The sequence below is a fragment of the Clostridiales bacterium genome (assembly GCA_015243575.1).
GTDB classification, from domain to species: Bacteria; Bacillota; Clostridia; order Peptostreptococcales; family Anaerovoracaceae; genus Anoxybacterium; species Anoxybacterium hadale.
Window position 1 is genome coordinate 3,243,186 of record CP042469.1, and the last position, 23,562, is coordinate 3,266,747.

19 protein-coding genes and 1 pseudogene are annotated in these 23,562 nt (G+C 44.5%); 8 read left to right on the forward strand and 12 right to left on the reverse strand.

What is annotated here, in order from left to right; genetic code table 11:
- Positions 1–25 precede the first annotated feature (25 nt).
- The gene (locus FRZ06_14380) at positions 26–1,309 is read right to left on the reverse strand and encodes an ATP-binding protein (protein QOX64441.1); all 1,284 of its coding nucleotides are present in this window, start codon (positions 1,307–1,309) and stop codon (positions 26–28) included.
- A gap of 347 nt (positions 1,310–1,656) precedes the next feature.
- Between FRZ06_14380 and FRZ06_14385 the strand changes: the two genes are divergently transcribed.
- Positions 1,657–3,087: an ISLre2 family transposase gene (locus FRZ06_14385; GenBank protein QOX64442.1), complete on the forward strand. Its 1,431-nt coding sequence runs from the start codon at positions 1,657–1,659 to the stop codon at positions 3,085–3,087.
- A gap of 15 nt (positions 3,088–3,102) precedes the next feature.
- Entirely contained in the window at positions 3,103–3,954 is an 852-nt protein-coding gene (locus FRZ06_14390) for a hypothetical protein (protein QOX64443.1), read from the forward strand.
- A gap of 145 nt (positions 3,955–4,099) precedes the next feature.
- On the opposite strand, the gene FRZ06_14395 is transcribed toward FRZ06_14390, so the two are convergent.
- Both FRZ06_14395 and ppaX read right to left on the reverse strand, forming a co-directional pair.
- Positions 4,100–4,657, reverse strand: coding sequence for a hypothetical protein (locus FRZ06_14395; protein ID QOX64444.1), 558 nt, complete (start codon positions 4,655–4,657; stop codon positions 4,100–4,102).
- Positions 4,658–4,754: 97 nt separating this feature from the next.
- Positions 4,755–5,423 carry a pyrophosphatase PpaX gene (gene ppaX, locus FRZ06_14400; GenBank protein QOX64445.1) on the reverse strand — a complete coding sequence of 223 codons (669 nt, stop codon included), beginning with the start codon at positions 5,421–5,423 and terminating at the stop codon, positions 4,755–4,757.
- A 270-nt stretch (positions 5,424–5,693) separates the two neighbouring features.
- Here ppaX and FRZ06_14405 point away from each other — a divergent pair.
- The 6 genes and pseudogenes from FRZ06_14405 (at position 5,694) to FRZ06_14430 (ending at position 12,473) form a co-directional block, all read left to right on the forward strand.
- Positions 5,694–6,428, forward strand: a pseudogene (locus FRZ06_14405) (class I SAM-dependent methyltransferase).
- Positions 6,429–7,277: 849 nt separating this feature from the next.
- Positions 7,278–8,219 carry an ABC transporter permease gene (locus tag FRZ06_14410; protein QOX64446.1) on the forward strand — a complete coding sequence of 314 codons (942 nt, stop codon included), beginning with the start codon at positions 7,278–7,280 and terminating at the stop codon, positions 8,217–8,219.
- 1 nt (position 8,220) lies between these two features.
- The gene (locus FRZ06_14415; protein QOX64447.1) at positions 8,221–9,108 is read left to right on the forward strand and encodes an ABC transporter permease; all 888 of its coding nucleotides are present in this window, start codon (positions 8,221–8,223) and stop codon (positions 9,106–9,108) included.
- 23 nt (positions 9,109–9,131) lie between these two features.
- Positions 9,132–10,685 (forward strand): ABC transporter substrate-binding protein, encoded by a 1,554-nt coding sequence (locus tag FRZ06_14420; protein ID QOX64448.1) that lies wholly within the window; start codon positions 9,132–9,134, stop codon positions 10,683–10,685.
- Positions 10,686–10,705: 20 nt separating this feature from the next.
- Positions 10,706–11,494: an ABC transporter ATP-binding protein gene (locus FRZ06_14425; GenBank protein ID QOX64449.1), complete on the forward strand. Its 789-nt coding sequence runs from the start codon at positions 10,706–10,708 to the stop codon at positions 11,492–11,494.
- Positions 11,487–12,473, forward strand: a complete 987-nt coding sequence (locus FRZ06_14430) for an ABC transporter ATP-binding protein (protein ID QOX64450.1) — start codon at positions 11,487–11,489, stop codon at positions 12,471–12,473. The genes FRZ06_14425 and FRZ06_14430 overlap by 8 nt, the downstream gene beginning before the upstream one ends.
- 199 nt (positions 12,474–12,672) lie before the next feature.
- Here the strand turns inward: FRZ06_14430 and ald are convergent, their stop codons facing one another.
- The 9 genes from ald to FRZ06_14475 form a co-directional block, all read right to left on the reverse strand.
- Entirely contained in the window at positions 12,673–13,791 is a 1,119-nt protein-coding gene (ald, locus tag FRZ06_14435; protein ID QOX64451.1) for an alanine dehydrogenase, read from the reverse strand.
- A gap of 620 nt (positions 13,792–14,411) precedes the next feature.
- On the reverse strand, positions 14,412–15,509 hold the full coding sequence (locus tag FRZ06_14440) for a sodium ion-translocating decarboxylase subunit beta (GenBank protein ID QOX65951.1): 1,098 nt from the start codon (positions 15,507–15,509) through the stop codon (positions 14,412–14,414).
- Between the two features lie 337 nt (positions 15,510–15,846).
- Complete coding sequence (locus FRZ06_14445) at positions 15,847–16,737, reverse strand: glycine/betaine ABC transporter substrate-binding protein (protein QOX64452.1); 891 nt, start codon at positions 16,735–16,737, stop codon at positions 15,847–15,849.
- 54 nt (positions 16,738–16,791) lie between these two features.
- Entirely contained in the window at positions 16,792–17,397 is a 606-nt protein-coding gene (locus tag FRZ06_14450) for an ABC transporter permease (protein ID QOX64453.1), read from the reverse strand.
- The gene (locus FRZ06_14455; GenBank protein QOX64454.1) at positions 17,394–18,038 is read right to left on the reverse strand and encodes an ABC transporter permease; all 645 of its coding nucleotides are present in this window, start codon (positions 18,036–18,038) and stop codon (positions 17,394–17,396) included. The genes FRZ06_14450 and FRZ06_14455 overlap by 4 nt, the downstream gene beginning before the upstream one ends.
- The gene (locus tag FRZ06_14460) at positions 18,035–19,162 is read right to left on the reverse strand and encodes a betaine/proline/choline family ABC transporter ATP-binding protein (GenBank protein ID QOX64455.1); all 1,128 of its coding nucleotides are present in this window, start codon (positions 19,160–19,162) and stop codon (positions 18,035–18,037) included. Before FRZ06_14460 ends, FRZ06_14455 begins: the two co-directional genes overlap by 4 nt.
- A 254-nt stretch (positions 19,163–19,416) precedes the next feature.
- A complete protein-coding gene (locus tag FRZ06_14465) occupies positions 19,417–20,049 on the reverse strand; it encodes a GntR family transcriptional regulator (protein ID QOX64456.1) in 633 nt (210 codons plus the stop codon).
- A 16-nt stretch (positions 20,050–20,065) separates the two neighbouring features.
- The gene (locus tag FRZ06_14470; protein ID QOX64457.1) at positions 20,066–22,318 is read right to left on the reverse strand and encodes an RNA-binding transcriptional accessory protein; all 2,253 of its coding nucleotides are present in this window, start codon (positions 22,316–22,318) and stop codon (positions 20,066–20,068) included.
- A gap of 17 nt (positions 22,319–22,335) precedes the next feature.
- Positions 22,336–23,443, reverse strand: a protein-coding gene (locus FRZ06_14475) for a peptide chain release factor 2 (GenBank protein ID QOX64458.1) whose coding sequence is annotated in 2 segments (ribosomal slippage) — positions 22,336–23,361 and positions 23,363–23,443 — 1,107 coding nt in all. Because the reading frame shifts where the segments join, the coding sequence is not laid out codon by codon here.
- Positions 23,444–23,562 lie beyond the last annotated feature (119 nt).

Below are 23,562 nucleotides of genomic sequence, written 5' to 3' on the forward strand. Positions count from 1 at the left end.
CCTGCCGGGCTTTTAAGTGCTTATTTTATTTACTCAGGATTTTAACCGTACTAAGGAGCGCCTGCTTATCCATGAGCTTTTTATACTCCGATTCCATCTCCATCATACCCATATAGAAATCATACTCGTCTGCAAGCTCGATATACGGATCGGGATCAAAGCACTCTGGTCCGAGCACGCCTTTTCCCTGCCAGATTCCTTTGGCGAGTAGCTCGAAAGCCATTACTGGATTGTACGCTGTCTGACCAACCACACAGCCGCAGCCGATCCTCTCCATCAGCTCCTCATTATCAGAGGTCTGATACAAAAATACCTTTCTTTCCTTACCGTCTTTAAGCCCTGTTACCAGAGTTCCAACACAGCACTTTCCTTTCAGTTTGTCTGCCACTTCCACAGGACTGGGTGCCACCATTCCCACCACATCTCTAGGCGAAAACTCTGTCCCTCTGACCTTTGAAAGTTTATCATCCAGGCGAAGGGCTCTGAGATTCTTCAGCATCGTTATGAAATCAGCCCCAAGCCCATATTTGAAACTCATCCGCTTTGCGACATCGCCCATGAAACGCGGAAGCATTACCATTTCTTCGTGCTCTACATTCACCAGCTCCTGCTCACCAATTCCATCAGGGAATGTAAATTTCTCAGGTTCTGAAAAAGGCTCCACAGTATAGATCCCCTTGTCCTTTTCCCACTTAAATGGAGGATTGAGGCATTCGTCGATGGTTGTCCAGATGGAAAAGCCGAAGGTGATATCATACCCCTCTGCGCTTAAGTTCCCGCCATCCTTAATACTGATCTCATCAATTTCATCAAAATAATGCTTCTGGGCAAATCTTGCAAATACATTCACCGCTCCCGGATCCATCCCAATGCCTACAAGAGCGAGCAAACCGCGCTTTTCCCAGTCTTCATGCTTCGCAAACTGGTAGTCTCCCATCATTACGTTCGTCTTATGATAGGGGTCCGTCGGATGAGGAACCGAAAGGGACAGTGCCATGTCCGTATAATGGACACCGCACTCAAAGGCCACATCAAACAGGTTTTCATTGAAGCTTGGGTCACAGGCGTTAAACAAAAGGTCTACCTGATACTTCTGAACTAAGGCCTTGACCTCGTCCTTATTTCTCGCATTCACCTTTTCCGCCGGGAATCTGGCATCAGCAATTCTCTCTGAGACTGACTGTGCCCGTTCCAAACTGTAATCGGATAGAACCATCAGTTCCAGCCAATCCCCCTTGGGATCTCTCTTGCTTGCAATCACTGCAGCCGCTTCTCCGACTCCGCCTGTTCCCACCATTAAAATTTTCAAAATTTCGCCTCCAAACGATTTTAGAATAATCTAGTATAAGCCACATTAAATACCTTAATGATTGGCGCAGAATATTTTTCCGAGAGTGCTGTTTCACAAACGCAGGCATAGCAGTGGCTACGCCGAGGCTTGGGGAATAGTGCTATCGGGAAAAGAGGCAAGCAAAGCGTAAGGTTATTTGGTGTGGATTATACTAGGTCTACTGTATCCTATGAGTCCGCCTTTTTCAATCCTTATATACTTTTCACATCAAAGCCAGGGATATTTGTAAATACGCAATTCCCTTAGTGTAAAATTAGGACGGGAAAAATAAAGGAAATAAAAAAATAAGAGTGACCTCATATGTTATGATGTTAATAACCACAAAAACAAATAACGGAGGCACTCTTATGAACAATAGTATAACTGAAATTGCAGAATTAATCATCAGGAGTTTTGAGGAAAACTTCGAAAAGATGTTGATGGAAAAGAAGGATATCTCCGAATTTGTAATTGAGACTAAGAAAATACTGGACCAAGTAGGAACGATTCTAGCGAAGGAAGCGCTGGAAATGATGGATTCTCTTGTGAAAGGAGATTCTCGTCGAAAGAAGAACTGGTATGTTCATGAGAAGGCTGCACCCAACACCCTTGCGACCATATTTGGTGAGGTTCATTATCATAGAACGTACTACAAGCATAAAACCGAAACGGAATATCGATATTTATCGGATGAACTGATGGGAATCGACTCCTACGACAAAATGGATGTTGCCTTGAAATCCAGACTGATTGAAGAAGCGATTGATACCCCGTACGCAAGAAGTGGCAGGAAAGCTGCCGAGACACTACAGATTTCAAGCCAGAGTGTTATGAACGCCATAAGGGAACTAGGCCCGGTCAGGAATAACGAAGTGAAAATTTCAAGATCAAAAGAAACGCCTACAATCCTCTACATTGAAGCTGACGAAGATCATGTTGCGCTTCAGGCTGGCGGCTGTTCAGAGCCAAAGCTTGTGTATGTGCATGAAGGCAGGACACAGGTCGGAAAAGAAAGGTGGAAACTGCAGAACCCGAGATATTTCGGTGGAATGTACAGGGAATCAGAAGAACTCTGGAACGAAGTAGCAGACTACATTGATACCGCCTATGACTATGATAAGATTGAAAAAATATATTTGTCCGGGGATGGAGCAAGCTGGATAAAGTCAGGAGCAACCATAATCAACAAAAGTATTTTCGTACTTGACCGATACCACCTGAACAAGGCGGTAAAAACAGCAGGAGCGCATATTGAAAACGCTGAGAGGGAAATATGGAGAGCCCTTAAAAGAGAAGACAAAGAATACCTAAAGGTCGTATTTGAAACCATCCTGGATGCAGCAGAAACAGAGACAAAGGCACAATCGGTGAAAGAAGCAAAGACCTATATCATGAATCATTGGGAAAACATTAAGTATCACTATTCCAAGGATTATTCGGGCTGCAGTGCCGAAGGGCACATTAGCCATATCTATTCAGATCGGCTCAGTTCCAGGCCGCTGGGATGGAGCCGTGAGGGAGTCGATCAGATGGCAAGACTCCGAGTCTTTGCTGAAAACGGAGGTAATCTATTCGATCTGGCGCTAAGAAAGAAACAAGAACGAATCAGAGAGACAAGAGCCATTGAACTGGACTTAAAAGTATGCAGAAAAAAGATACGAAAAGTCAGTGGAGAGACAATCGATAACCTGCCTGCTCTAAATTCAGGAAAACGCACTCAACTGGCATTAGCATTACGAGGACTCAGGGGAGTTTAATACAAGGTTTTAACAATGGGGAAACTCCAGCTTTATTTTTCCCGTCCTAACTTGACGCGATCCGCAATTCCTGCGCAGCTTTTCTTTTGTACGAAACTATGTTACCATAGGAAACGGAGGAAGAATATGAGACAAGAAAAAGACTGTATCTATGAAATCCTGACCACAGCGTCCTATCTGAATCAGCACAAGCAGCTCAAGCCTTACGCTTACCAAGTACTTTTTGAGCAGATGGCAGAACGGCATCTCTCTGATTTGGGGCTGAATGTGGATACAACCATGCAATATGGCCTTGCTTGGGCATTGATCTCCATGTCCCTTGAGGTGACCAATCCCATAGAAGATAATATGAAGCTTCTCGGCAGCACCTGGTTTTCTCAGCACAAAGGCCCTTATTTCCGGCGTGAACTCTTGTTCCGTGATGAAGCCGGGCGATTGATGTTTCAGGGATCCACCCATTCTGTGCTTCTTGATATGGAGAAGCGGACTGTATTCCGTAAAAAAGAACCGCCGTTTCCCATGCATGAACCAACCGAGCAATTCCTAGTGAATGCTTCTCCGGGCTTCAAGTTGGAAACTGAGCTTTTTCCCGTTGAGGATAGATCTGTAATGCCAAGCCATATCGATTGCCTCGGGCACGTGAATAATTGCAGATACGGAGAATTTATCTACGACACATTCTCTGAGGAAGAGCAGGAAAAGCTGAAGCACTTAAAAAGAATGGACATCCATTTTCTTTCCGAACTGAGAAAGGGTGACCGCTTTACAATTAAGAAGTCTGCAGAGGAACAGCGCCTTTATTTCCAAGGCTTCAATCAATCAAAGGATGACGTCTCCTTCAACATCCAAATGCAGTTTGGGGATTGATAAGTTTACAAGAAAAAGCACCTCAGAAAACATTTTCGTGACGGTTTCGCACGCCTGATGCAAAATCGGTGTTCTGATGGTGCTTTATTATTGAATTCATTAAAATTTCGCTGATTTACACTAGTGCTATGTTCCTATTATCGATTCAACCGCAGTACCCTATCGGTATCTTATGTTCTACTGCATCGGCTATTTCCCCAGCCTTTTCCTCGTCGAAATATCCACAAAGTTCAATAAAATGAATTCCTTCTGCTGCCATGTCCTGCGCTGCCTGGGCGGCAAGTTCCTCTGTCGCTGCAATGGCGATATACGTATTATATTCCTCACTTTGGAGTTCCAGCCTCATAAGACTCTCAGATGGATCTTTTTCCTGAGCCGATTCAAACCCAAGCACGATGATTCCATACTTATCTGAAACTGTGAGCGCTTCGAATCTTGCCTGATCCTCCTGGGAATACTTCGCATAGGAAACTTCCAGAAGGCCTTCTGCTGCATTTCTGACATCCGCAGCCTTTTCCGCATTATAATTTCCACAAAGGTCTATGATCTTAAATTCCTGCTGTACCAGCTTCAGCGCAAGCTCCCGGGTCATTTTCATACCATGAACAGCGGCGAAATAATATACGTTTCCCTGTTCCTCATACGATAAAGAAAAAGTCTCCGGAGTAAGACTCCTTGAATTCATGATAAACGCATATTTCATATCCTACCTCTTTTCTCCTTTTTCATTTATGGAACGTCCCAAAGGGCCCTTTACTTCACCCCGAAAATCGTGATATTTATGTGGCAGCTTTTTCACGTTAGAGAATTTCCAGCAAGTCTTCCGCTTTTTCTATGATATAATCCGGTGCATCTTTTCCTGTTTTTTCTTCCTCTGAAACTGCCAGAGCCCATCCCACCAAAGCTGATCGAATTCCTGCGCCTCTTGCGCACAGGATGTCATAGAGACTGTCACCTACCATCAAGGTCTCCTCAGGCTTCGCATCCAGCTGTTGTAATGCGACCAAAGCAGGCTCCGGATCCGGTTTGAACTTTTCTGTGTCATCGCAGGTTACGATGGAATCAAAGTACTTCATCATATCAAATTTATTCAGGCCAATTTCCGTAGTATGTCTCAGTCTGGAGGTTACAAGCCCGATCTTTATGCCTCTCTTTTTCAGTTCCTCAAGCAGTTCTATGATGCCGGGAAACAGGCTGATTAAATCTGTAAAGTGGTCATAATGAAATCCACGGTAAATCGCTGCCCCTTCTTCAACAGAAATCTGAGGAAGCTTTTTTTCCATGGTTACGTAAAGCGGTTCTCCAAAGGTGCTCAGAATTTCTTCCCGAGGACGCTCCTTGCCCTCAACAGTACGGAACGTATGCTGCCAGGACTGTAGGATTACATTGTTTGTATCCATAATTGTGCCGTCGAAGTCAAACAGCACCGTATTGATTTTTGCCATAATGTTATTCTCCTTTATTTGCATCGGTTGACAAGATAAGTGTATCGAAAGCAGTGTAATCTGCCTTTGCAAACCGCATTATATTTTTTCAATAATCAACTTATATGATTTAATTGTAACATCCCCACCAGACGAAAGCAAGTTTCCTTGGGTTACCACATTGCTTTAAGACGGTAGTAGCATGACAGAAATATCAAGTAAATACAACCCCTCTGGGGGCTTATATATCGATATTCGTTGTGCTATAATTCTTTGACAAATACCTAAAGGAGAGAATAAGAAAGGGATAAAGTTATGTACTTGGAGGAAATTAAGGCTTACTGGAATCAAAGAGCCTATGGGTATTCCCAGAGTACCCATGAAGAATTAAAGGGTGATAACTTCGAATATTATACGCAGATTTTAACGGAGGGTGCACCGACAGGTTCTGAACTGAAGTGTCTGGATCTTGGCTGCGGCCCGGGCCTGTTTTCTACCCTTCTGGCAAAGATGGGCCATAAAGTGACTGCTTTTGACTATTCGGAGGACATGCTGGAACATGCGAAGATGAATTTCACAGAGTGTGCCGTTTCTGTCGATACGGTACGTGGGGATGCACAGAATCTTCCCTTTGCGGATAACACCTTTGATTACATCGTTTCCCGAAATGTGATGTGGGTCATGGAACAGCCCGAACGGGCTTACCGCGAGTGGCTGCGTGTATTACGTCCCGGCGGACGGATGATGATCGTAGATGCCAATCACTATCTGCACTATTATGACGAAGAATATCGGATGGCGTGGGAAGCGAAGGCTCACCATCATGACGCAGATAGAAATTACGGTGTGGATCCAACACCAATTAACGAGGTCGCACGCAATCTCCCCTTATCCCATGAGCGGCGCCCCGCTTGGGATCTGAATATGCTGCTGCATTTGGGAGCAGTGGGTGTGGCTGCCAAGGTATCCCGGCAGTCCTATCATAATGGAAAGACTGGCGGACACGGCAGTCTGATCACATATTTTATAATAAATGCAGAAAAAGAAAAAACTGGTGATCATGAGCAGCTTTCAGATTATGAGAATCAACGTCAGATTAACAACAGCTGGAGCAGGGGCTCTGATAATTACAGTTCCATTATAGACGATGAGCTGGCAAGCTTCCGTGTGGAAGGATGGCGTAAGCAGATTCTTGGCAACGCCCCGAAGAAGCCGGTGTTGGATATTCTGGATGCTGGTTGCGGCCCCGGATTTTTCTCCATTATTCTTTCCCAGATGGGTCACAGGGTAACCGGTCTGGACGGAGCGGACGGTATGCTGAATCATGCCGCAAAGAAGGCTGCAGCACATGATGCGGCGCCCTTGTTCTTGAAGGGAGATTGTCACAATCTTCCTTTCGCAGATCAGTCTTTTGATCTGGTTGTCAGCCGGAATGTAACGCATGCCCTGCGCGATCATGGGCAGGTATATGCCGAGTGGAAGAGGGTTCTTCGTCCCGGTGGGGTGCTTTTAATCTTTGACGCCAATTGGCATCTGACCACAACAGATCCAGAATATCTGGCGGACTTTTTGAAACGGGAAGACGAATGTTTTGCTCGTTACGGGACCAATTTCAACCAAGGCAAACGAGAGGGGCAGGCGCACTGCGACACGCATCGTCTTGGAACAACCATGCGTCCAGCATGGGATGCTGATTTACTAAAGAAACTTGGCTATTTGCAGATCACTTCGGAAGAAGATATTACAGGGAGTCTCTGGGATGATAAAGAGAAGCTATTATATGGTGGTACACCAATGTTTATGATACGTGCAGAGCGGTAGCTTACATAGGGATAAAATATTACTTTGCTATGCAAATTGTGATAGGCTGCTAATGCAATTTGCGGTAACGGAGCTATTATGAAAAAAACTATTCTCAACAGAATCGCACAGTTATTTTTTGTGCTGTTAGGCGTTTCGTTTTTGACGTTCATTGTTGCGCATTCAACACCGAGCGATCCGGCTGAAATGAAGTATGAAGTGCTTGGCATTATACCATCCGAGGAGCTATTGGAGCAGACCAGAGAGGAAATGGGACTAAACGACCCTGTATTCGTGCAATACTGCCGCTGGGTTAAAAATGTGCTGAACGGGAATTTGGGCGAATCCTCAAAATACGGCGAGCCCGTTTTAAGGCAGATGATGCGAAAGCTGCCAATGACAATAAAGCTGGCAGCAGTATCAGGCTTGGTAATGATTTCGCTGTCTTTTCCGCTGGGCATATATACCGCAGTTAAGCAAAATAAGTTTTCGGATTATTTTATTCGATTTCTGTCCTTTATGGGAATGTCTTTGCCTAATTTCTGGCTGGCACTAATCCTTATGTACATATTTTCAGTTAAGCTGGGCTGGTTTCATGTAATCTCCAAAGATAGCTTTAAAGATATGATTCTTCCAGTAGTAACGCTTGCAATTTCGCTGGTCAGCAGATATGTGCGCCAGGTTCGTGCAGCAATCCTTGAGGAGCTGAATTCTGATTATGTTATGGGCGCCAGAGCCAGAGGGATTCCTGAACGGACGATTTTGTTCAAGCACGTCATGGCAAATGCAATCCTGCCTATCATTACCCTTATGGGTCTTTCCCTGGGAAGTCTTTTAGGAGGAACTGCTGTCATCGAAACTATTTTCTCGTGGCGAGGCATAGGCGACATGGTTGTTCAGGGCATACGTGTCAGGGACTACCACTTGATTCAAGGATATGTATTGTGGATGGCAGTAATTTATGTAGGTGTAAATCTTCTGGTTGATATGACACAACAGTTCTTAGACCCGCAGATCAGGCTAAAAAGGAGAGTGGACTGATATGGCAGCTTCCCCTGTTGAAGCATATAAAGAGAGAAAGTTAAAGGGGAGAAAACCGTGGCTGAAACCTGCAAGAACCTACAAAGGCAAATGGATTAGATTCTATATTATTCTTGGCTGTGCCATTATGATTCTAATTATAGCAATAATAGGCCCGTATTTTACCCCTTATGATCCTATCGAAACAAACTTTGCGGCAAAGCTTCTGCCGCCGTCGTCCGACCATTTGTTCGGTACGGACAATGTGGGGCGAGACGTATTGTCCCGTATCGTACACGGTGCGGGCAATTCTTTTAGTCTGGCGTTCTTTATGGTTGCAGTCATTGCGACAATTGGGACAACCCTTGGCATTATTTCCGGGTATTTTGGCGGCGTAGTAGATACAGTAATTATGAGAATTGCCGACGTACTTCTCGCTTTTCCGGACACGGTTTTTGCTATTGCGTTAGTAGGTGCGATGGGTCCCAACCTTTTGAATACCATACTGGCGTTAGCGGTAATTTGGTGGACAAAGTACGCGAGAGTAACAAGAGGACTTGCATCCTCTTTTCGGAACCGGGAATTCATAATCCAGGCACGTTTTGGAGGAGCAGATACAGGCAGGATTGTGTATAAATATATTTTGCCAAACATCCTTCCGCAAGTACTGATTATGGCGACTCTCGACATCGGTGGGATGATGCTTTCCCTTGCCAGTCTGTCATTTTTGGGATTGGCATCTCAACCGCCTAACCCGGAATGGGGATATATGCTCTACGAGGGAAAAACATATCTGCAGGCATCGCCATGGCTCATATGGTTTCCCGGGCTGGTACTGTTTATAACCGTAATTGTTTTTAATCTTCTAGGAGATAGTTTGAGAGACTTACTTGATCCTAAGGGTAAATGAATACGTTTTAATGGAGGAAATTTATGAAAAAACTGACAAGAAGACTTTTATCCGTACTTTTGGCTGTTGGAATCATTGCAACACTTATAGCAGGCTGCAGCAGCAAAACTGAGGATACCGCGGACCGAAACACACAGACAAAGCATGTAAATGCTGCTCTGTCTTACATGGAGCCTGGACTTGACCCAAGCAACGGGACTTACGGCTGGGTGACGATTCGTATGGGTGTAACCGAATGCCTGGTTAAACTGAATGACGATGTCGAGGTTGAGCCGTTGCTTGCCACAGATGTTAAAAACATTGACGATCTAACCTGGGAAATTACCATCCGTGACGGTGTCACATTCTCAAACGGTACCCCTGTTACCGCTGAAACAGTGAAACAGTGCCTGGATCGTACTCTAAAGCTTAGCAGCAGAGCCGTAAACCTTTCCAAGATTTCCTCAATGGTAGCAGACGGACAGACACTCACAGTAACAACTTCAGAACCTAACGGCGCTTTTAAGAACAACTTGTGTGAACCTGTGTTCAGTATCTATGATGCATCTCAAAGCGACGAGGATATCAATCATGCCGTTATAGGAACCGGCCCCTTTAAAGTAACTGCTTTTGCGCCTGAGCAGTCCGCTGAACTTGCGAAAAATGAAACTTACTGGGGCGGTGAAGTCGGTCTTGATACCGTCTCGATCACCTATATTTCTGATGCAGAAGCTCGTAAGATGGCGCTTCAGTCCGGGGAACTTGATATTGCGACAAACATTGATATGGCCAGTGCGACACTGTTCTCAGACGCAAGTCAGTATAACATCTCAACGTCAGACAGCCTCCGTGTATACAACGCGCGGATCAACACCAAAGAGGTTAGCCCGCTGAAAGATGATAAACTGAGAGAGGCTCTTTCTTATGCGGTTGACAGGGAAGCCTACGCTGAGCTGATTGGCGGAAGTGCTGCTCACGGCGTGTTCGCTGACGCTACGCCATTCGGCAACAAGACGGTAACAGCTGTTCTAACTTATGACAAAGAGAAAGCAATGAAGCTCCTTGATGATGCCGGTTATATAGATGTAAACGGTGACGGTATCCGTGAAAAGAAAGACGGCTCTGAACTGACATTGATTTTCATGGTTAAGGGTTCTTTCGGTTCCAGCGATGCCGGCGTCCTTGCAACAGCAATACAGTCTGACTTTAAGGCAGTAGGTATTAACATGGAGCTCCGGTCAATGGAAAGTTCAGGGCATTCCGAGCCAGATACCTACTGGGATTTCTATACCATTCAGAACAACACAGCTACAACCGGAGATCCGCAGTCTTTCCTGGAAGCTCTGTATGCAAGCGATTCGGCAATCGGCTATCACAGTGACAAGATTGACGAAATCCTTGAAAAGCTAAATTCTACCTTCGACATACAGGCGCGTTACAAGCTGGCCGCAGAGGCAACGCAGCATCTTAATGAGAATACAGCAGATCTGTACTTGACAAACGGTTATTTGATTACGATCTCTAATGCAAAGGTACAAAATGCCAATCAGCCTGTATGCGACTACTATTTCCTGACAAAGGATATCACAGTAAAATAATAACGGACAAGGTGAACCTCATGAATGTATTGGAAGTAAAGGATTTATGCGTTTCTTACTATGAGAAAAATGCAGTAAATAATGTGAGTTTTACGGTGCCTGAAAACAAGATTGTCGCCATTGTAGGTGAATCTGGCAGCGGAAAAAGTACCATCATAAAAGCGGTTATAAAGCTGCTGTCATCAGGTGGTGAAATTACCGGCGGTGATATACTGTTTAACGGTAAGGACATAACAAAGCTGACAGGCGAACAGATGCGCAAGCTCCGAGGAAAAGAAATTGCAATGATATTTCAGGATGCGGGCGCTTATTTAAACCCACGGTTAAAAATAGGCAGTCAGTATCTGGAAACGATTCTTGTGCATCAGCCTATCAGTAAGGCGGAAGCGAAAGAACTTGCGGAGAAAATGCTGTTAAAGCTAAAACTAGCTGATCCTGAAAGAATCATGAAATCCTATCCCTTCCAGTTATCCGGAGGAATGAAACAACGAGTAGCGATTGCTATGGCAATGAGTATGGAGCCAAAACTCCTGCTTGCAGACGAACCTACCAGTGCCTTGGACGTTACCGTCCAGGCACAGGTGGTTCATGAAATGATGACTCTTCGAGATGAGCTCGGAACTTCCATTATAATCGTGACCCATAATATGGGTGTTGCTTCCCGAATGGCGGATTACATTGCCGTCATGTGCGAAGGTGAGCTGATGGAGTTTGGTACAAGAGACCAGGTTATCGAAACCCCAAAGAGCGATTATACAAAGACTCTGTTGTCTGTTGTTCCTGAGCTAAAGGAGGTAAGCCTTGAGTAACATTTTAGAGCTGATTCATGTCAAAACCGAATTTGAAGTAGACAGCGGCAAAAAGCTAAAAGCTGTGAACGATGTAAGCTTTAAAATTAAGAAGGGTGAGTGTTTTGCAGTCGTAGGTGAATCCGGATGCGGTAAAAGTACCATTGCAAAGCTTGTAACTCATATTGAAAAGGTGACAGACGGTCAGATCGTATTTGATGGCAAAGATATTACTGACATAAAAAAAGGCGAGCTAAAACGGTATCGGCGTAATGTGCAGATGATTTTTCAGCATCCCTCAGAGGTATTCAGCCCTCGTATGAAGATCGGTGCCTTCCTTATGGAGCCGTGGATTAATTTCGAAAAAAAGGCGAAGCAAGAGGCAAGAGAGGAAGCGTACCATGCGCTTGACAGGGTAAAACTTCCAAAGGAGTCTTTTAACAAGTATCCCCACGAGTTTTCCGGAGGCGAGCTGCAAAGAGTATCAATAGCCAGGGCTATTGCTCTTCATCCAAAGCTGCTTATCTGCGACGAGGCGACAAGTGCTCTGGATGTATCGATACAAAAGGACATCATCGATTTACTCAAGCAGCAACAGACAGAATATGGATTTGCAATCCTCTTTATTTGTCATGATTTAGCGTTGGTAGAGGATTTCTGCGATACGGTTGCAGTTATGTATCTGGGCAAGATTGTGGAAGTTATGCATTCTAACTGCCTGCGTGACGCTCTGCATCCGTATTCAAAGGCGCTTTTGGCATCGGTTTTCAGTGTGCATGATTCTCGGGATAAAAAAATAAACATCTTGCATGGAGAACCACCAAGCCCTATCGATCTGCCTGAGGGCTGTAGCTTCTGCGCACGCTGTAAGTACAATATGGAACTATGCAAGACAGAGCAGCCTCTTTTACAAGAAGTGAACCCCGGGCATTATGTGGCATGTCATAGGTTACACAATCGGTACACAATCGGTTCGAGCGATAGTTCACCACTTGACTAATGTGTACGGAGGTTTTTTTATTAATATCATTTCAGTTCTTTGCGCTCTTCATTCCGATACAGTCGCATTGTCTTATGACAGAGTGCAAAAAAAGGAACCTGCGAAAGTGGAGTGGTGTTCCTCTCTGCAAGTTCCTTTTCCTCGTTTTATAGCTGCTAAACCTGGCATCGTCAATAGCCAATGCTTTCGTGGATATCTTTTATTTCATCAATGAATATGGGTCTACGTATTCAAGTCCCAAGCTGTCTGCTACACCCTGATAAGTCACATGACCTTCATATACATTCAGTCCCTTCATCAAGGATTCGTTTTCCAGAACGGCTCTCTCCAGTCCCTTTTCTGCAAGCATCAGTCCATATGGGAGTGTAGCGCCTTCCAAAGCAATGGTGGAGGTTCTTGGAACTGCTCCGGGCATATTGGCTACAGAATAATGAACTACGCCATGTTTTTCATAAGAAGGATTGTCATGAGTCGTTACTCTATCAATTGTGGCAATGGAGCCGCCCTGGTCAATGGCAACATCTACAATGACGGAACCTTTTTTCATCTTCTTTACCATATCTTCGCTGACAACCTTCGGCGCTGCCTTACCCGGGATGAGGACGCTTCCTACTAACAAATCAGCTTTTTTGATGGACTCTTCCAGGTTGTACTCATTAGAAACCAGAGTGGTAATTCTGCCGTTGAAAATATCGTCAAGATACGCAAGTCTGGCAAGGCTCATATCCAAAACAGTTACCTTTGCGCCCATTCCAACAGCCATCTTTGCTGCGTTGGTTCCTACTTTGCCGCCGCCTACGATGACAACTTCTGCTGGTGCGACACCAGGAACTCCGCCAAGGAGAACACCAAGTCCACCGTTATATTTCTGAAGCAGTGTAGCACCTACCTGAATGGACATTCTTCCTGCAACTTCGCTCATTGGAGTCAACAGAGGCAGTTCACGATTGGAAAGCTGCACGGTTTCAAATGCAACACCCTTAACCTTTGCTTTCAGCAGGGCTTCCGTCAATTTCGGAGCAGGCGCAAGATGAAGGTAGGTATACAGAATTTGCCCTTCTTTAAAGAGTCCGTATTCCTGCTCAAGCGGTTCTTTAACCTTAACAATCATGTCCGCATCTGCAAAAAGTTTTTTCACATCAGTATAAATCTCACAGCCTGCAGCTATGTATTCTTCATCCGTAAATCCACTGCCTTCACCCGCATGGGTTTCAATGATAACCTTATGTCCTTTGTTGACGTAAGTCTTAGCTCCTCCGGGAGTCATGCCTACTCTGTTTTCATTATTTTTAATTTCTTTTGGTACACCGATAATCATTTTGAACCTCCTTATTCGTTCAATCAAGAAATGAAATGCAGTACAATCCCTGCCCGCCCTATGGAAAACCAAAATTATTTTGGTTTCTTAGTTTTAGAAAACATTCGCTCAGAAATTATTACATGCATATCGAACTTTAGTACAAAATTATTTAACATTACCCTTTAATACCCGAAACTATTACGGCAGTTTCATGTTTACAATCCATATTTTAAAATTCCATAGCGCCATTGTCAATATATTTTTTTTAACGCAAAAAAAATTGCATCCACCGTGCAATTTGTTATTATAAATCTGAGAATTCTAACGTTTGTAGAGTCTTCAAAATGACAATTAATTAACAGTTTATCCCGCGCCGTGAAATTTAAGGTTTCGCTGTCAGCCGCCGTAATCACAGAATAATTAATAAGGATATTCATGTAATGTGCACAAACATTTACGGTTAAGCTTCCGGATGTCCTGTCAAAGACCTAAACACTATAATAAAGCGAGAACGGGTTCACCTGACTGCAAGTCAAGGAACCCGTTCTCTAGAAATATAATGATTTTAGCGACGCTGCTTTTGATTGGCGCTTGTTGTGATCATCTGCAATTTCCAGTATGATCCCTCGCCATATATATTAGCCAAACATAGAAAGCATTACACCGGCGGCTACAGCCGAACCGATAACACCTGCTACATTTGGCCCCATTGCATGCATCAACAGGAAATTCGTTGAATTATACTGCTGACCAACCTTTTGCGAGACTCTGGCTGCCATAGGTACGGCAGATACACCCGCAGACCCAATTAATGGGTTGATTTTTCCTCCTGTCAGAACATTCATCAACTTTGCGAGCAGTACACCTCCAGCGGTGCCCACTGCAAAAGCGAGAATCCCCAGCACGATGATCTGAATCGTGGCTGGAACAAGGAACGTTGGTCCCTGTGCAGATGCGCCTACAGAAATACCCAATAGTATGGTAACAATATTAATTAATGCATTGGAGGCTGTATCCGATAGCCTTGCTGTAACACCGCTCTCTTTAAAAAGATTTCCCAGCATCAGCATTCCGACCAGCGGAGCCGCAGCGGGCAGGATCAAAACAACGATGACAGTTACCATAATAGGAAACAAAATCTTCTCTCTGTGGCTAACGACTCTAAGCTGTTCCATCTTAATTACACGTTCTTTTTTTGTAGTCAGCGCCTTCATAATCGGAGGCTGGATTACAGGAACCAGCGCCATGTACGAATATGCGGCAACGGCAATCGCACCCAATAAATGTGGCGCAAGCTTTGTTGTAATGAAGATGGCCGTAGGCCCGTCCGCTCCCCCGATAATACCGATGGAGGCCGCCTCCTGTGCAGTAAATCCGAAAAACAGTACCGCGCCCAAAAAGGTGAAGAAAATACCCAGCTGGGCGGCTGCTCCTAAAAGAAGCGACTTTGGATTAGCAATCAGCGGTGCAAAATCTGTCATAGCGCCGATGCCAAGGAAAATAAGCGGTGGGAATATGCCCAGCTTGTTGAATGAATAGAACAGATAAAATAGCCCTCCTGCCGTTTCCTGTTTGCTAGGATCCAAATATGCGTCAAACGCAGATATCGTATGATCAAAGATACCCGTCAGAGGCAGATTTGACAGCAGCATTCCAAACGCTATCGGAACCAGCAGCAACGGTTCAAACCCTTTATTAATCGCCAGAAACAGAAATAAGAGCGCAACACCGATCATGATGGCATTTTTTAATTCCATATTCATGAAACCGGTGGTGTTGATAAATTCAGCAATCGTATTCAGCAGCATTAATCTTCTCCTAACCTTGTTGATTCCTTGCGGTTCGAGATACCACTCCAAATTGCACCAGAGCAGACGATCTGTTTCTCTTCCGCAGTATTATTACACATGTTCCTATATTTTATCCTAAATGTTACTTTAAATCAACAACTTTATTACGGTTTTCGAGTTGTCGGTCTCGCGTAAAATCCTTTCTTTTCTCAAATACGATTTCTTTTCTTTTCCTCATAGGAGGTCTTTCATATGTTCAATACGACTTACTCTTTTTTTTCAGTTAAATAAGCCCCTGCTCTGTTAAGAAGTCTCTTGCTACGACTTCTACATCTTTCCCCTCTACATCAATCAGATAATTTAATTCTGTCATTGTTGCGTCATCCAGCAGACCACTCAGTCTGTCAAAAAGTTCAGAAAGCTCTGGGTATTTTTCCAAAGTTTCATTTCGAACGATCGGTGCAGCATAGTAAGGCGGGAAAAAGCCCTTGTCATCCTCCAGTACTTTTAGGTTGTACTGCTTAATGGGACCATCTGTTGCAAATGCATCGGTTACATCCATGTCTCCATTGCCTATTGCCTGATATTTCAGTGCAGTATTCATTTTTTTGGGATCTCCCTTAAAAGTCATATCATAGAATGCAACAAGTCCGTCGTATCCATCCTGACGATCAAAAAATTCATGTTCAGCACCGAAGACCAAGTTGTCTGAGATCTTTGCCAGGTCACTATAGGTTTCAATTCCATATTGTTCATAAACTTCGTTTGTTACTGCCAGCGTATAGGTATTATTAAAACCAAGCGGCTTTAGCCATGTGATTTCATACTGCTTGTCAAACTCCTCGGAAACAATACGGTATGCTTCATCAGGATCTCCGACCACATCCATCTTTAGCTGCGCGGTGAGACCGGTGCCCGTATACTCTGGGTAGATATCAATGTCCCCTTTCTTAATTGCTTCGAAGCAGACGAAGGTTCCTCCCATATTTAATTTTCTCGTTACCTTTAAATCTGTGTTTTTCTCAATTAATTGTGCAAACATTTCTCCAAGAACGATATTTTCGCCAAAGTCTTTGGATCCTATAACGATCTTATCTTCTCCGCACCCCGCAAAAGATACCATTGCCAGCGCGATTGCCAGAATCGCCGCAATTGTTTTTAATCTTCTTTTCATTGTCAATTCCTCCTCTTGAATAAACTTCTAAAAACAAGGACTCTGCACAAGGGATCAATTCACGTTTCCCTTATGCACGAGTCTTTTTTCAACTTTTGTCATCACATAATCCATCAGTAGTGCCATGAGCACAACAGGAATGGCCCCTGTAAGAATCCTTTCCATGCTGTTTGTCTGTATTCCTCTGTAGATCGGATACCCAAGTCCTCCAGCTCCGATCAGGACACCCATAACCGCAATGGAAAGGGAGTTGACTACCGCGATCTTAATCCCTGAAAAGATTAGGGGGAAAGACAGCGGCATTTCTACCTTCAACAAACGCTGCAGCTTGCTCATTCCCATTCCCTTTGCTGCATCTTTCAAGTAAATCGGTACCGATTTCAGTCCAATGTAAGTGTTTCGAACAATAGGGAGCAGAGCATAAAGCACAAGAGCAGCCACTATGGTAATATTACCTAGACCAAATAAGATCATAAGCATGGCAAGCAGTGCCAGATTGGGAATGGTCTGAATAATTTCAGCCGTCCATAGGATTGCTTTATCCAAGTAACGAACCCAGTATGACAAGATCCCAAGCCCAACTCCGATTATTACGGAGATCGATGCAGCAATGAGCACAATTAGAAGATGCTCTATGATTAGCGGCATTAGGTTACTCATGCGCTCACCCCCTTGAGGCCTCTCGGCGTAAGTTTTTTCTGTATCAGGTGTATCAGTCCGCTTAAAATAACCGCAACAATTGCTGAGGGAATTGCACCCGCAAGAATAAAGTTTGTATTATAGGTCGACAAACCTGTCCAAATCAGATCACCCAGTCCTCCAGCACCGATGAGTCCTGCGAGGGTTGCCCAGCTGACAGTAAACACGGTTGAGGTCCTGATCCCTCCTACGATGGTAGATAGTGCAAGGGGCAGCTCGACTTTCAATAAAATCTGACTGTCAGTCATTCCGATGCCCCTGGCTGCCTCAATATAGCTCTTTTCAACTTCAGTGATTCCGGTATAGGTATTATGCAAAATCGGCAGGATTGCGTAGATGCTGAGGACAAGCAATGCGGGCAGCAGCCCGATTCCGAAGAGAAGCAGAGCGAACCCCAGCATGACCAGACCGGGGATGGTTTGTATCATACCGGCAAAATTCAGTACAAGGGGCGCAATGCGCCTAACCCTGGTAAGAAAAATGCCCAGCGGAACTGCGATCAGCATCCCTGCAATGACAGATATTCCGACGAGCTGAAAATGCCTGATGAGGCATCCCAGAATATCTTTCTGATTCACGATAAAAAATTCTAGTAGCGTCATGATATCATCTCCCCCCATAGCGCATCTCCCATTGCCTTTGCCATACTGGTTTTGGTTATGAGACCTGCGACCGTCATGTCATCGTTTAGAACGACCACATATCCGGCTGGAGATGTATAAAGCTTTTCAAAGGTATCTCTTGCATCATCCTTAAGATTCACAGTAGGTACTGTTATCTCCATAAATTCTCCGATGGCTCTACCTGCTTTCCCATGGGATTTTATGGTATCAAGAGAAACCGTTCCCGCATAGGTATCATCATCATTTATCACGATCATGGAGTTAACGTCCCTATTTCGCATCAATTCAATGGACTGAAGCGTCTGCATGCTTCGAGCCGCTTTCAGAACCCTCGTCTTCATAAATTCTGCTGCCGTCATAGCTGCATTCACATTCAATGTACTTCTGTGCTTTCCCATGAATTCGGAAATCAGCGGATCAGCGGGATGTTGAAGCATTTCCTCAGGAGAAGCCATCTGCAGAATCCTTCCGTTGCTCATAAATACGATAACATCGGCCATTTTCAGTGCTTCGTCCATATCATGGGTTACAAACACGATGGTCTTCTTAAGTTTCTTCTGGATTCTTCTGACTTCCTCCTGAAGCGATTCTCTGGTGATGGGATCCAATGCTCCAAACGGCTCATCCATCAATACGATGGGCGGAGATGCAGCCAGTGCCCTGAGGACGCCAATCCTCTGCTGCTGCCCCCCTGACAACTCGGATGGATACTTATGCGCATTTTCCTCATAGGGCATTCCTACCAGTGTCAGTAGTTCTTTCACAATGGGCTGCCATTTTTCTTTTGGGTATTTCAAAAGCTTCGGCACCACAGCAATATTTTCTTCTACCGTCATATTGGGGAAAAGTCCAATCTGCTGTATGACATAGCCGATTGACCGTCTAAGCTCAACAGGATTTAACTGAGCACTATCTTTTCCGTCAATCAATATTTTTCCGCTGTCCGGTTGAATCAGCCGGTTGATGGTTTTCAGTGTTGTGGTTTTACCACAGCCGCTGGGACCGATCAAAACAACAAAATCTCCTTGCTTAATCTGAAAGCTAAGGTCTTTAAGCACCTTACTTTCCCCATAAGATTTCGATACATTTTCAAATTTTATCATAATAGATTACCCCTTTTCTAACAAAGCAACAACTTTATTTTATCACCAAGTTGTTACTTTGTCAAATGGGATGGTAAAGCAAAATATTTCATCTGTCGTCAGTTCCCCCTGATTCATGACAAAATCAGTTCATGCTGGGATGCTTAGAATGCAAAAAAGCGCGTTCCCTGAATGCAGAAACGCACTTTTTGATTATCTTATCTTATATCTTTATCGGATGGATCCAGGCACATTTGGAATCAGATACGAACTGCCTAGTTTTCTGGATAGAAAAAGTGATGAACTCTTTCATAGGAGTTCTCGTCTCCAATGAAATATACAACGTCCTTTTCGCAGAACATAGCATAGGGACCCGGAGACATCAAAAGTTCGTCTGCCCTTTTAATAGCAATAATCGTCGCTGCTGTGTTGTGCCAGAAATTAACTTCCGAAGAAGTCTTGTTAAGGTACAGAGTATCCGCAGTGATTTCAATTTCAAAGGGAACAAAAGGGTTTGAACTCTTAAAACGATCAATTTTTTCAACCAGCTTTGTAACCTGATCCTTGAGGAGGAACGTGTCGTCTATCTGCTGATCAACCTTGCGCATAATATCGTTCTTCAGATCATGTAGTGTTTGAATATCCTTGTACTGCTTGATAAACTTGACGGCATTCTCGTAGGATTTAATGACTACGCCGCTGCCTTTTGTCACTTCAACGATATTCATATCGGAGAGAACATTGATCGCTCTTCTTGCAGTTTCAGGTGATACGCTGTATTGACTGGCAAGGGCAGAGCGGGCGTAGACCTTTCCTCCGATCTCATAATGTCTATCTACGATTTTCCCCGCAATGTCTACTGCGATTTGCTGGTAGCGGGGAGCCACTATTTTCAAGCTGCTTTCCATCTATTTCACCCTCTTTTTAAAATTTCATTGTTAGGGCAACTTTTTGTTTTTCGTGGTCAACACTGAGGATTTTCACCTTTACCGTGTCTCCTACACTGACAGCGTCCATAGGATGCTTGATGAACTTATTGCTGATCTGAGAGATATGAACCAGCCCGTCATTTTTCACGCCGATATCCACAAAAGCTCCAAAGTCCACTACATTTCTAACAGTCCCGGTTAGTTCCATATCCACCTTCAGATCCTCAAAGGAAAGGACGTCGTTTCGGAAGATAACCGCCGGTGCATCCTCTCTGGGGTCTCTCGCAGGCTTCTTGATTTCACCGATAATATCAGTTAATGTCATGGGGCCGATTCCGATATCCTCCGCCAGCTTATCAATGCTCTTTTTGAGACTGCCTTGATTTTCCTTTTCATCCGGAAGAAGCGCCGCAAGCGCAGCAAAACCGTTGCCCGCCGGTTTTGGTTTCTTTTTCTCAGCTGGATACATGGTTATGATTTTATCCTCAATCTGTTTTGCAGCACCTTTGCCGATCTCCGACTTATCCATTCCCAGCTTTTTCAGCATCAGCTCTGCGGCACCATAGGATTCAGGATGAACGGATGTGCTGTCCAGCGGATTCTTTCCTTCAGAGATTCTCATAAAACCAGCACACTGATTGAAGGTTTTTTCACCCAGCTTAGCCACCTTGAGCAGCTCTTTTCTGTCCTTGAACGTCCCATTCTCTTCACGGTATGACACAATATTCTTTGCAATGCCAGCATTGATTCCCGAAATATAGGCAAGCAGGGAAGGCGAAGCGGTATTGAGATCCACACCGACTCTGTTTACACAGTCTTCGACAACATTGGTCAGAGCGCTGTCAAGAAGTCCCTGGTTGATATCATGCTGATACTGCCCTACGCCGATATGCTTCGGAGAGATTTTTACCAGTTCCGCCAGCGGGTCCTGCAGTCTCCTTCCGATGGACATTGCGCCTCTTGTGGTTACATCAAGATCGGGATATTCTTCTGTAGCAACTTTCGATGCGGAATAGACCGATGCACCCGCCTCATTTACGATGGTGTAGCTTACGTCCAAATTATGCTTTTTTATGAAATTAGCAACCACCGCTTCTGTTTCTCGGGATGCGGTGCCGTTTCCAATCACAATTACGTTGGAATTAAATTTCTCAATAAGCTTCAGCAAGACCTTTTCCGTTCCCGCTATATCTTTCTTGGGTTCAGTGGGATAGATGGTCGTATAGGCCATCAATTTTCCCGTCTCGTTTAAAACTGCCACCTTACAGCCCGTTCTGAATCCCGGATCTATGCTGATAATTCTCGCATTTTTCACCGGAGGAACCATCAGAAGCTTTTCTGTATTTTTTGCAAATACCTTGACCGCCTCCTTTTCGGCACGCTCGGTAAGCAGATTTCTCATTTCACGTTCGATGGACGGCGCCATCAGACGCTTATAGGAGTCGTCAATCACATTCTGAAGCAGCTCAACAAAGATGGAGTTTTCATTTTTGACGACGAAATCCTGCAGATCCTTACGAATTTCCTCTGCTGGTGCCACCACCTTCACCTTGAGTTTCTTTTCCTTTTCGCCTCGATTGATGGCAAGCACCCGATGATCGGGAATCTTGGCAATTCCTTCGGAAAACTCATAGTAAATATCGTAAACTGTGCTTTCCGACGCATCAACGGCTTCCGAAGAAATCAACCCCGCTCTCTGGGTCCGGTCACGAACTGCTGCCGTAAACTCCGGATCATCAGCAATCATTTCCGCCACGATATCCATCGCTCCCTGTATCGCTTCCGCCTCAGTCAAAACACCTTTTTCTTCACTTACAAAGGGCTTCGCCTGTTCTTCCACCGTTCCGCTTTCCAGTTCCTGCGCCCAGATGAGCGACGCAAGTGGTTCCAGGCCTTTTTCCTTTGCCTTGGATGCCCTCGTTGACTTCTTTTGTTTGAAGGGCTTGTATAAATCCTCAACCCTCTGGAGAACTCCCGCCTTTAGAATCTCTTCTTTTAATTCTTCCGTCAGCTTGCCCTGCTCATCGATAATCCTGATGACCTCTTCTTTTCTCTGCTCCAGGTTTCTCAAATAGGTCAGACGCTCATCCAGCTCACGCAGGATGACATCAGAAAGTGCTCCGGTTACTTCTTTTCTATATCGGGCAATAAACGGAATTGTATTTCCCTCATCAATCAGCTGAACGGTATTTTCTACCTGTGAAAGTTTCAGTTTAAATTCCTGCGCTAATTTTTCAATAATGTTCATTTAACTCTCCTTGGCTATCAGTCTTTCATTTTCAATTTTTCATTGATCAAGTAGTCCAGGTCACCGTCCATTACGGCATAGACATTTCCCATCTCCGCATTTGTCCTGTGATCCTTGACCAAGGAATAAGGATGAAACACATAAGAACGGATCTGACTTCCCCAGGTAATCTGGCTGTAATCGCCTTTCAGCTCATCGAGATTGGCCTTATGCTCCTGCTTCGCCAGCTCCATCAACTTGGCAGCCAGTACCTTCATTGCCGTTTCCTTATTTTGATGCTGGGAACGTTCATTCTGGCAGGATACAACGATATTAGTAGGAATATGCGTAATACGAATTGCAGAATCCGTCTTATTTACATGCTGCCCTCCTGCACCACTGGAGCGGAAGGTATCGATTCTCAAGTCATCGGGATTGATGTCCACCGTGATATTGTCATCCATTTCGGGAATTACATCCAGGGAAGAAAAGGAGGTATGCCTCCTGCCGGACGAATCAAAAGGTGAGATTCTCACAACCCGGTGAACTCCCTTTTCATTCTTCAGATAGCCATAGGCGTTTTCCCCTTCAATGAGCAGTGTTGCACTTTTAATTCCACCCTCGGCCGCATCCTGATAGTCAAGGGTTTTAACCTTGTAGCCTTTGGAATCTGCCCATCTCATATACATTCTGAGCAGCATTTCTGCCCAATCTTGCGCATCGGTTCCTCCAGAGCCCGCATGAATAGATATAATCGCGTTGCTCGTGTCATACTCTCCGTTCAGGAGCGTACGAATACGAAGCTCTTCAGATTTTTTATTGAAGTCTTCGTATGCCTGCCTGATTTCAGGAACCATGGATTCATCTTCTTCTTCAACGGCCATTTCAATAAGAACACCGATGTCTTCCAATTCCGTTGTCAAGCTCATATATTCGTTAATTTTCGATTCATAGCTCTTTTTATCCTTCAGCAGTTTCTGTGCTTTTTCGTGATCATTCCAAAAGCCTTCTTCTTCTGCCGTTCGGTTTATTTCGTTTAGTCTCTCCGTCAGTCCTGCGACGTCAAAGGGACTCACCCAATTCTTTTAGATTTTGTGCCTTGTCGGTCAGCTCGTATTTGATCTGATCCAGTTCAACCAATTTCATCAACTCCTTAATTTTATATTGGGTAGCATCACTGCACGAAAGTGTCCAGAAAAGCGATCACGCTTTTGATCTGACCTATCCATCATCTCACAAATCTTAGAGTATTAAAATGTGAAGGA

Excerpts from the sequence above, each read along its gene's own strand:
- FRZ06_14415 (QOX64447.1), top strand. The coding sequence starts at position 8,221 with ATGGCAGCTTCCCCTGTTGAAGCATATAAAGAGAGAAAGTTAAAGGGG.
- FRZ06_14470 (QOX64457.1), bottom strand. The coding sequence starts at position 22,318 with ATGAACATTATTGAAAAATTAGCGCAGGAATTTAAACTGAAACTTTCA.
- FRZ06_14450 (QOX64453.1), bottom strand. The coding sequence starts at position 17,397 with ATGAGTAACCTAATGCCGCTAATCATAGAGCATCTTCTAATTGTGCTC.
- FRZ06_14425 (QOX64449.1), top strand. The coding sequence starts at position 10,706 with ATGAATGTATTGGAAGTAAAGGATTTATGCGTTTCTTACTATGAGAAA.
- FRZ06_14420 (QOX64448.1), top strand. The coding sequence starts at position 9,132 with ATGAAAAAACTGACAAGAAGACTTTTATCCGTACTTTTGGCTGTTGGA.
- ppaX (QOX64445.1), bottom strand. The coding sequence starts at position 5,423 with ATGCAAATAAAGGAGAATAACATTATGGCAAAAATCAATACGGTGCTG.
- FRZ06_14445 (QOX64452.1), bottom strand. The coding sequence starts at position 16,737 with ATGAAAAGAAGATTAAAAACAATTGCGGCGATTCTGGCAATCGCGCTG.
- FRZ06_14410 (QOX64446.1), top strand. The coding sequence starts at position 7,278 with ATGAAAAAAACTATTCTCAACAGAATCGCACAGTTATTTTTTGTGCTG.
- FRZ06_14395 (QOX64444.1), bottom strand. The coding sequence starts at position 4,657 with ATGAAATATGCGTTTATCATGAATTCAAGGAGTCTTACTCCGGAGACT.
- ald (QOX64451.1), bottom strand. The coding sequence starts at position 13,791 with ATGATTATCGGTGTACCAAAAGAAATTAAAAATAATGAAAACAGAGTA.
- FRZ06_14440 (QOX65951.1), bottom strand. The coding sequence starts at position 15,509 with ATGATCGGTGTTGCGCTCTTATTTCTGTTTCTGGCGATTAATAAAGGG.
- FRZ06_14455 (QOX64454.1), bottom strand. The coding sequence starts at position 18,038 with ATGACGCTACTAGAATTTTTTATCGTGAATCAGAAAGATATTCTGGGA.
- FRZ06_14460 (QOX64455.1), bottom strand. The coding sequence starts at position 19,162 with ATGATAAAATTTGAAAATGTATCGAAATCTTATGGGGAAAGTAAGGTG.
- FRZ06_14385 (QOX64442.1), top strand. The coding sequence starts at position 1,657 with ATGATGTTAATAACCACAAAAACAAATAACGGAGGCACTCTTATGAAC.
- FRZ06_14465 (QOX64456.1), bottom strand. The coding sequence starts at position 20,049 with ATGGAAAGCAGCTTGAAAATAGTGGCTCCCCGCTACCAGCAAATCGCA.
- FRZ06_14390 (QOX64443.1), top strand. The coding sequence starts at position 3,103 with ATGGGGAAACTCCAGCTTTATTTTTCCCGTCCTAACTTGACGCGATCC.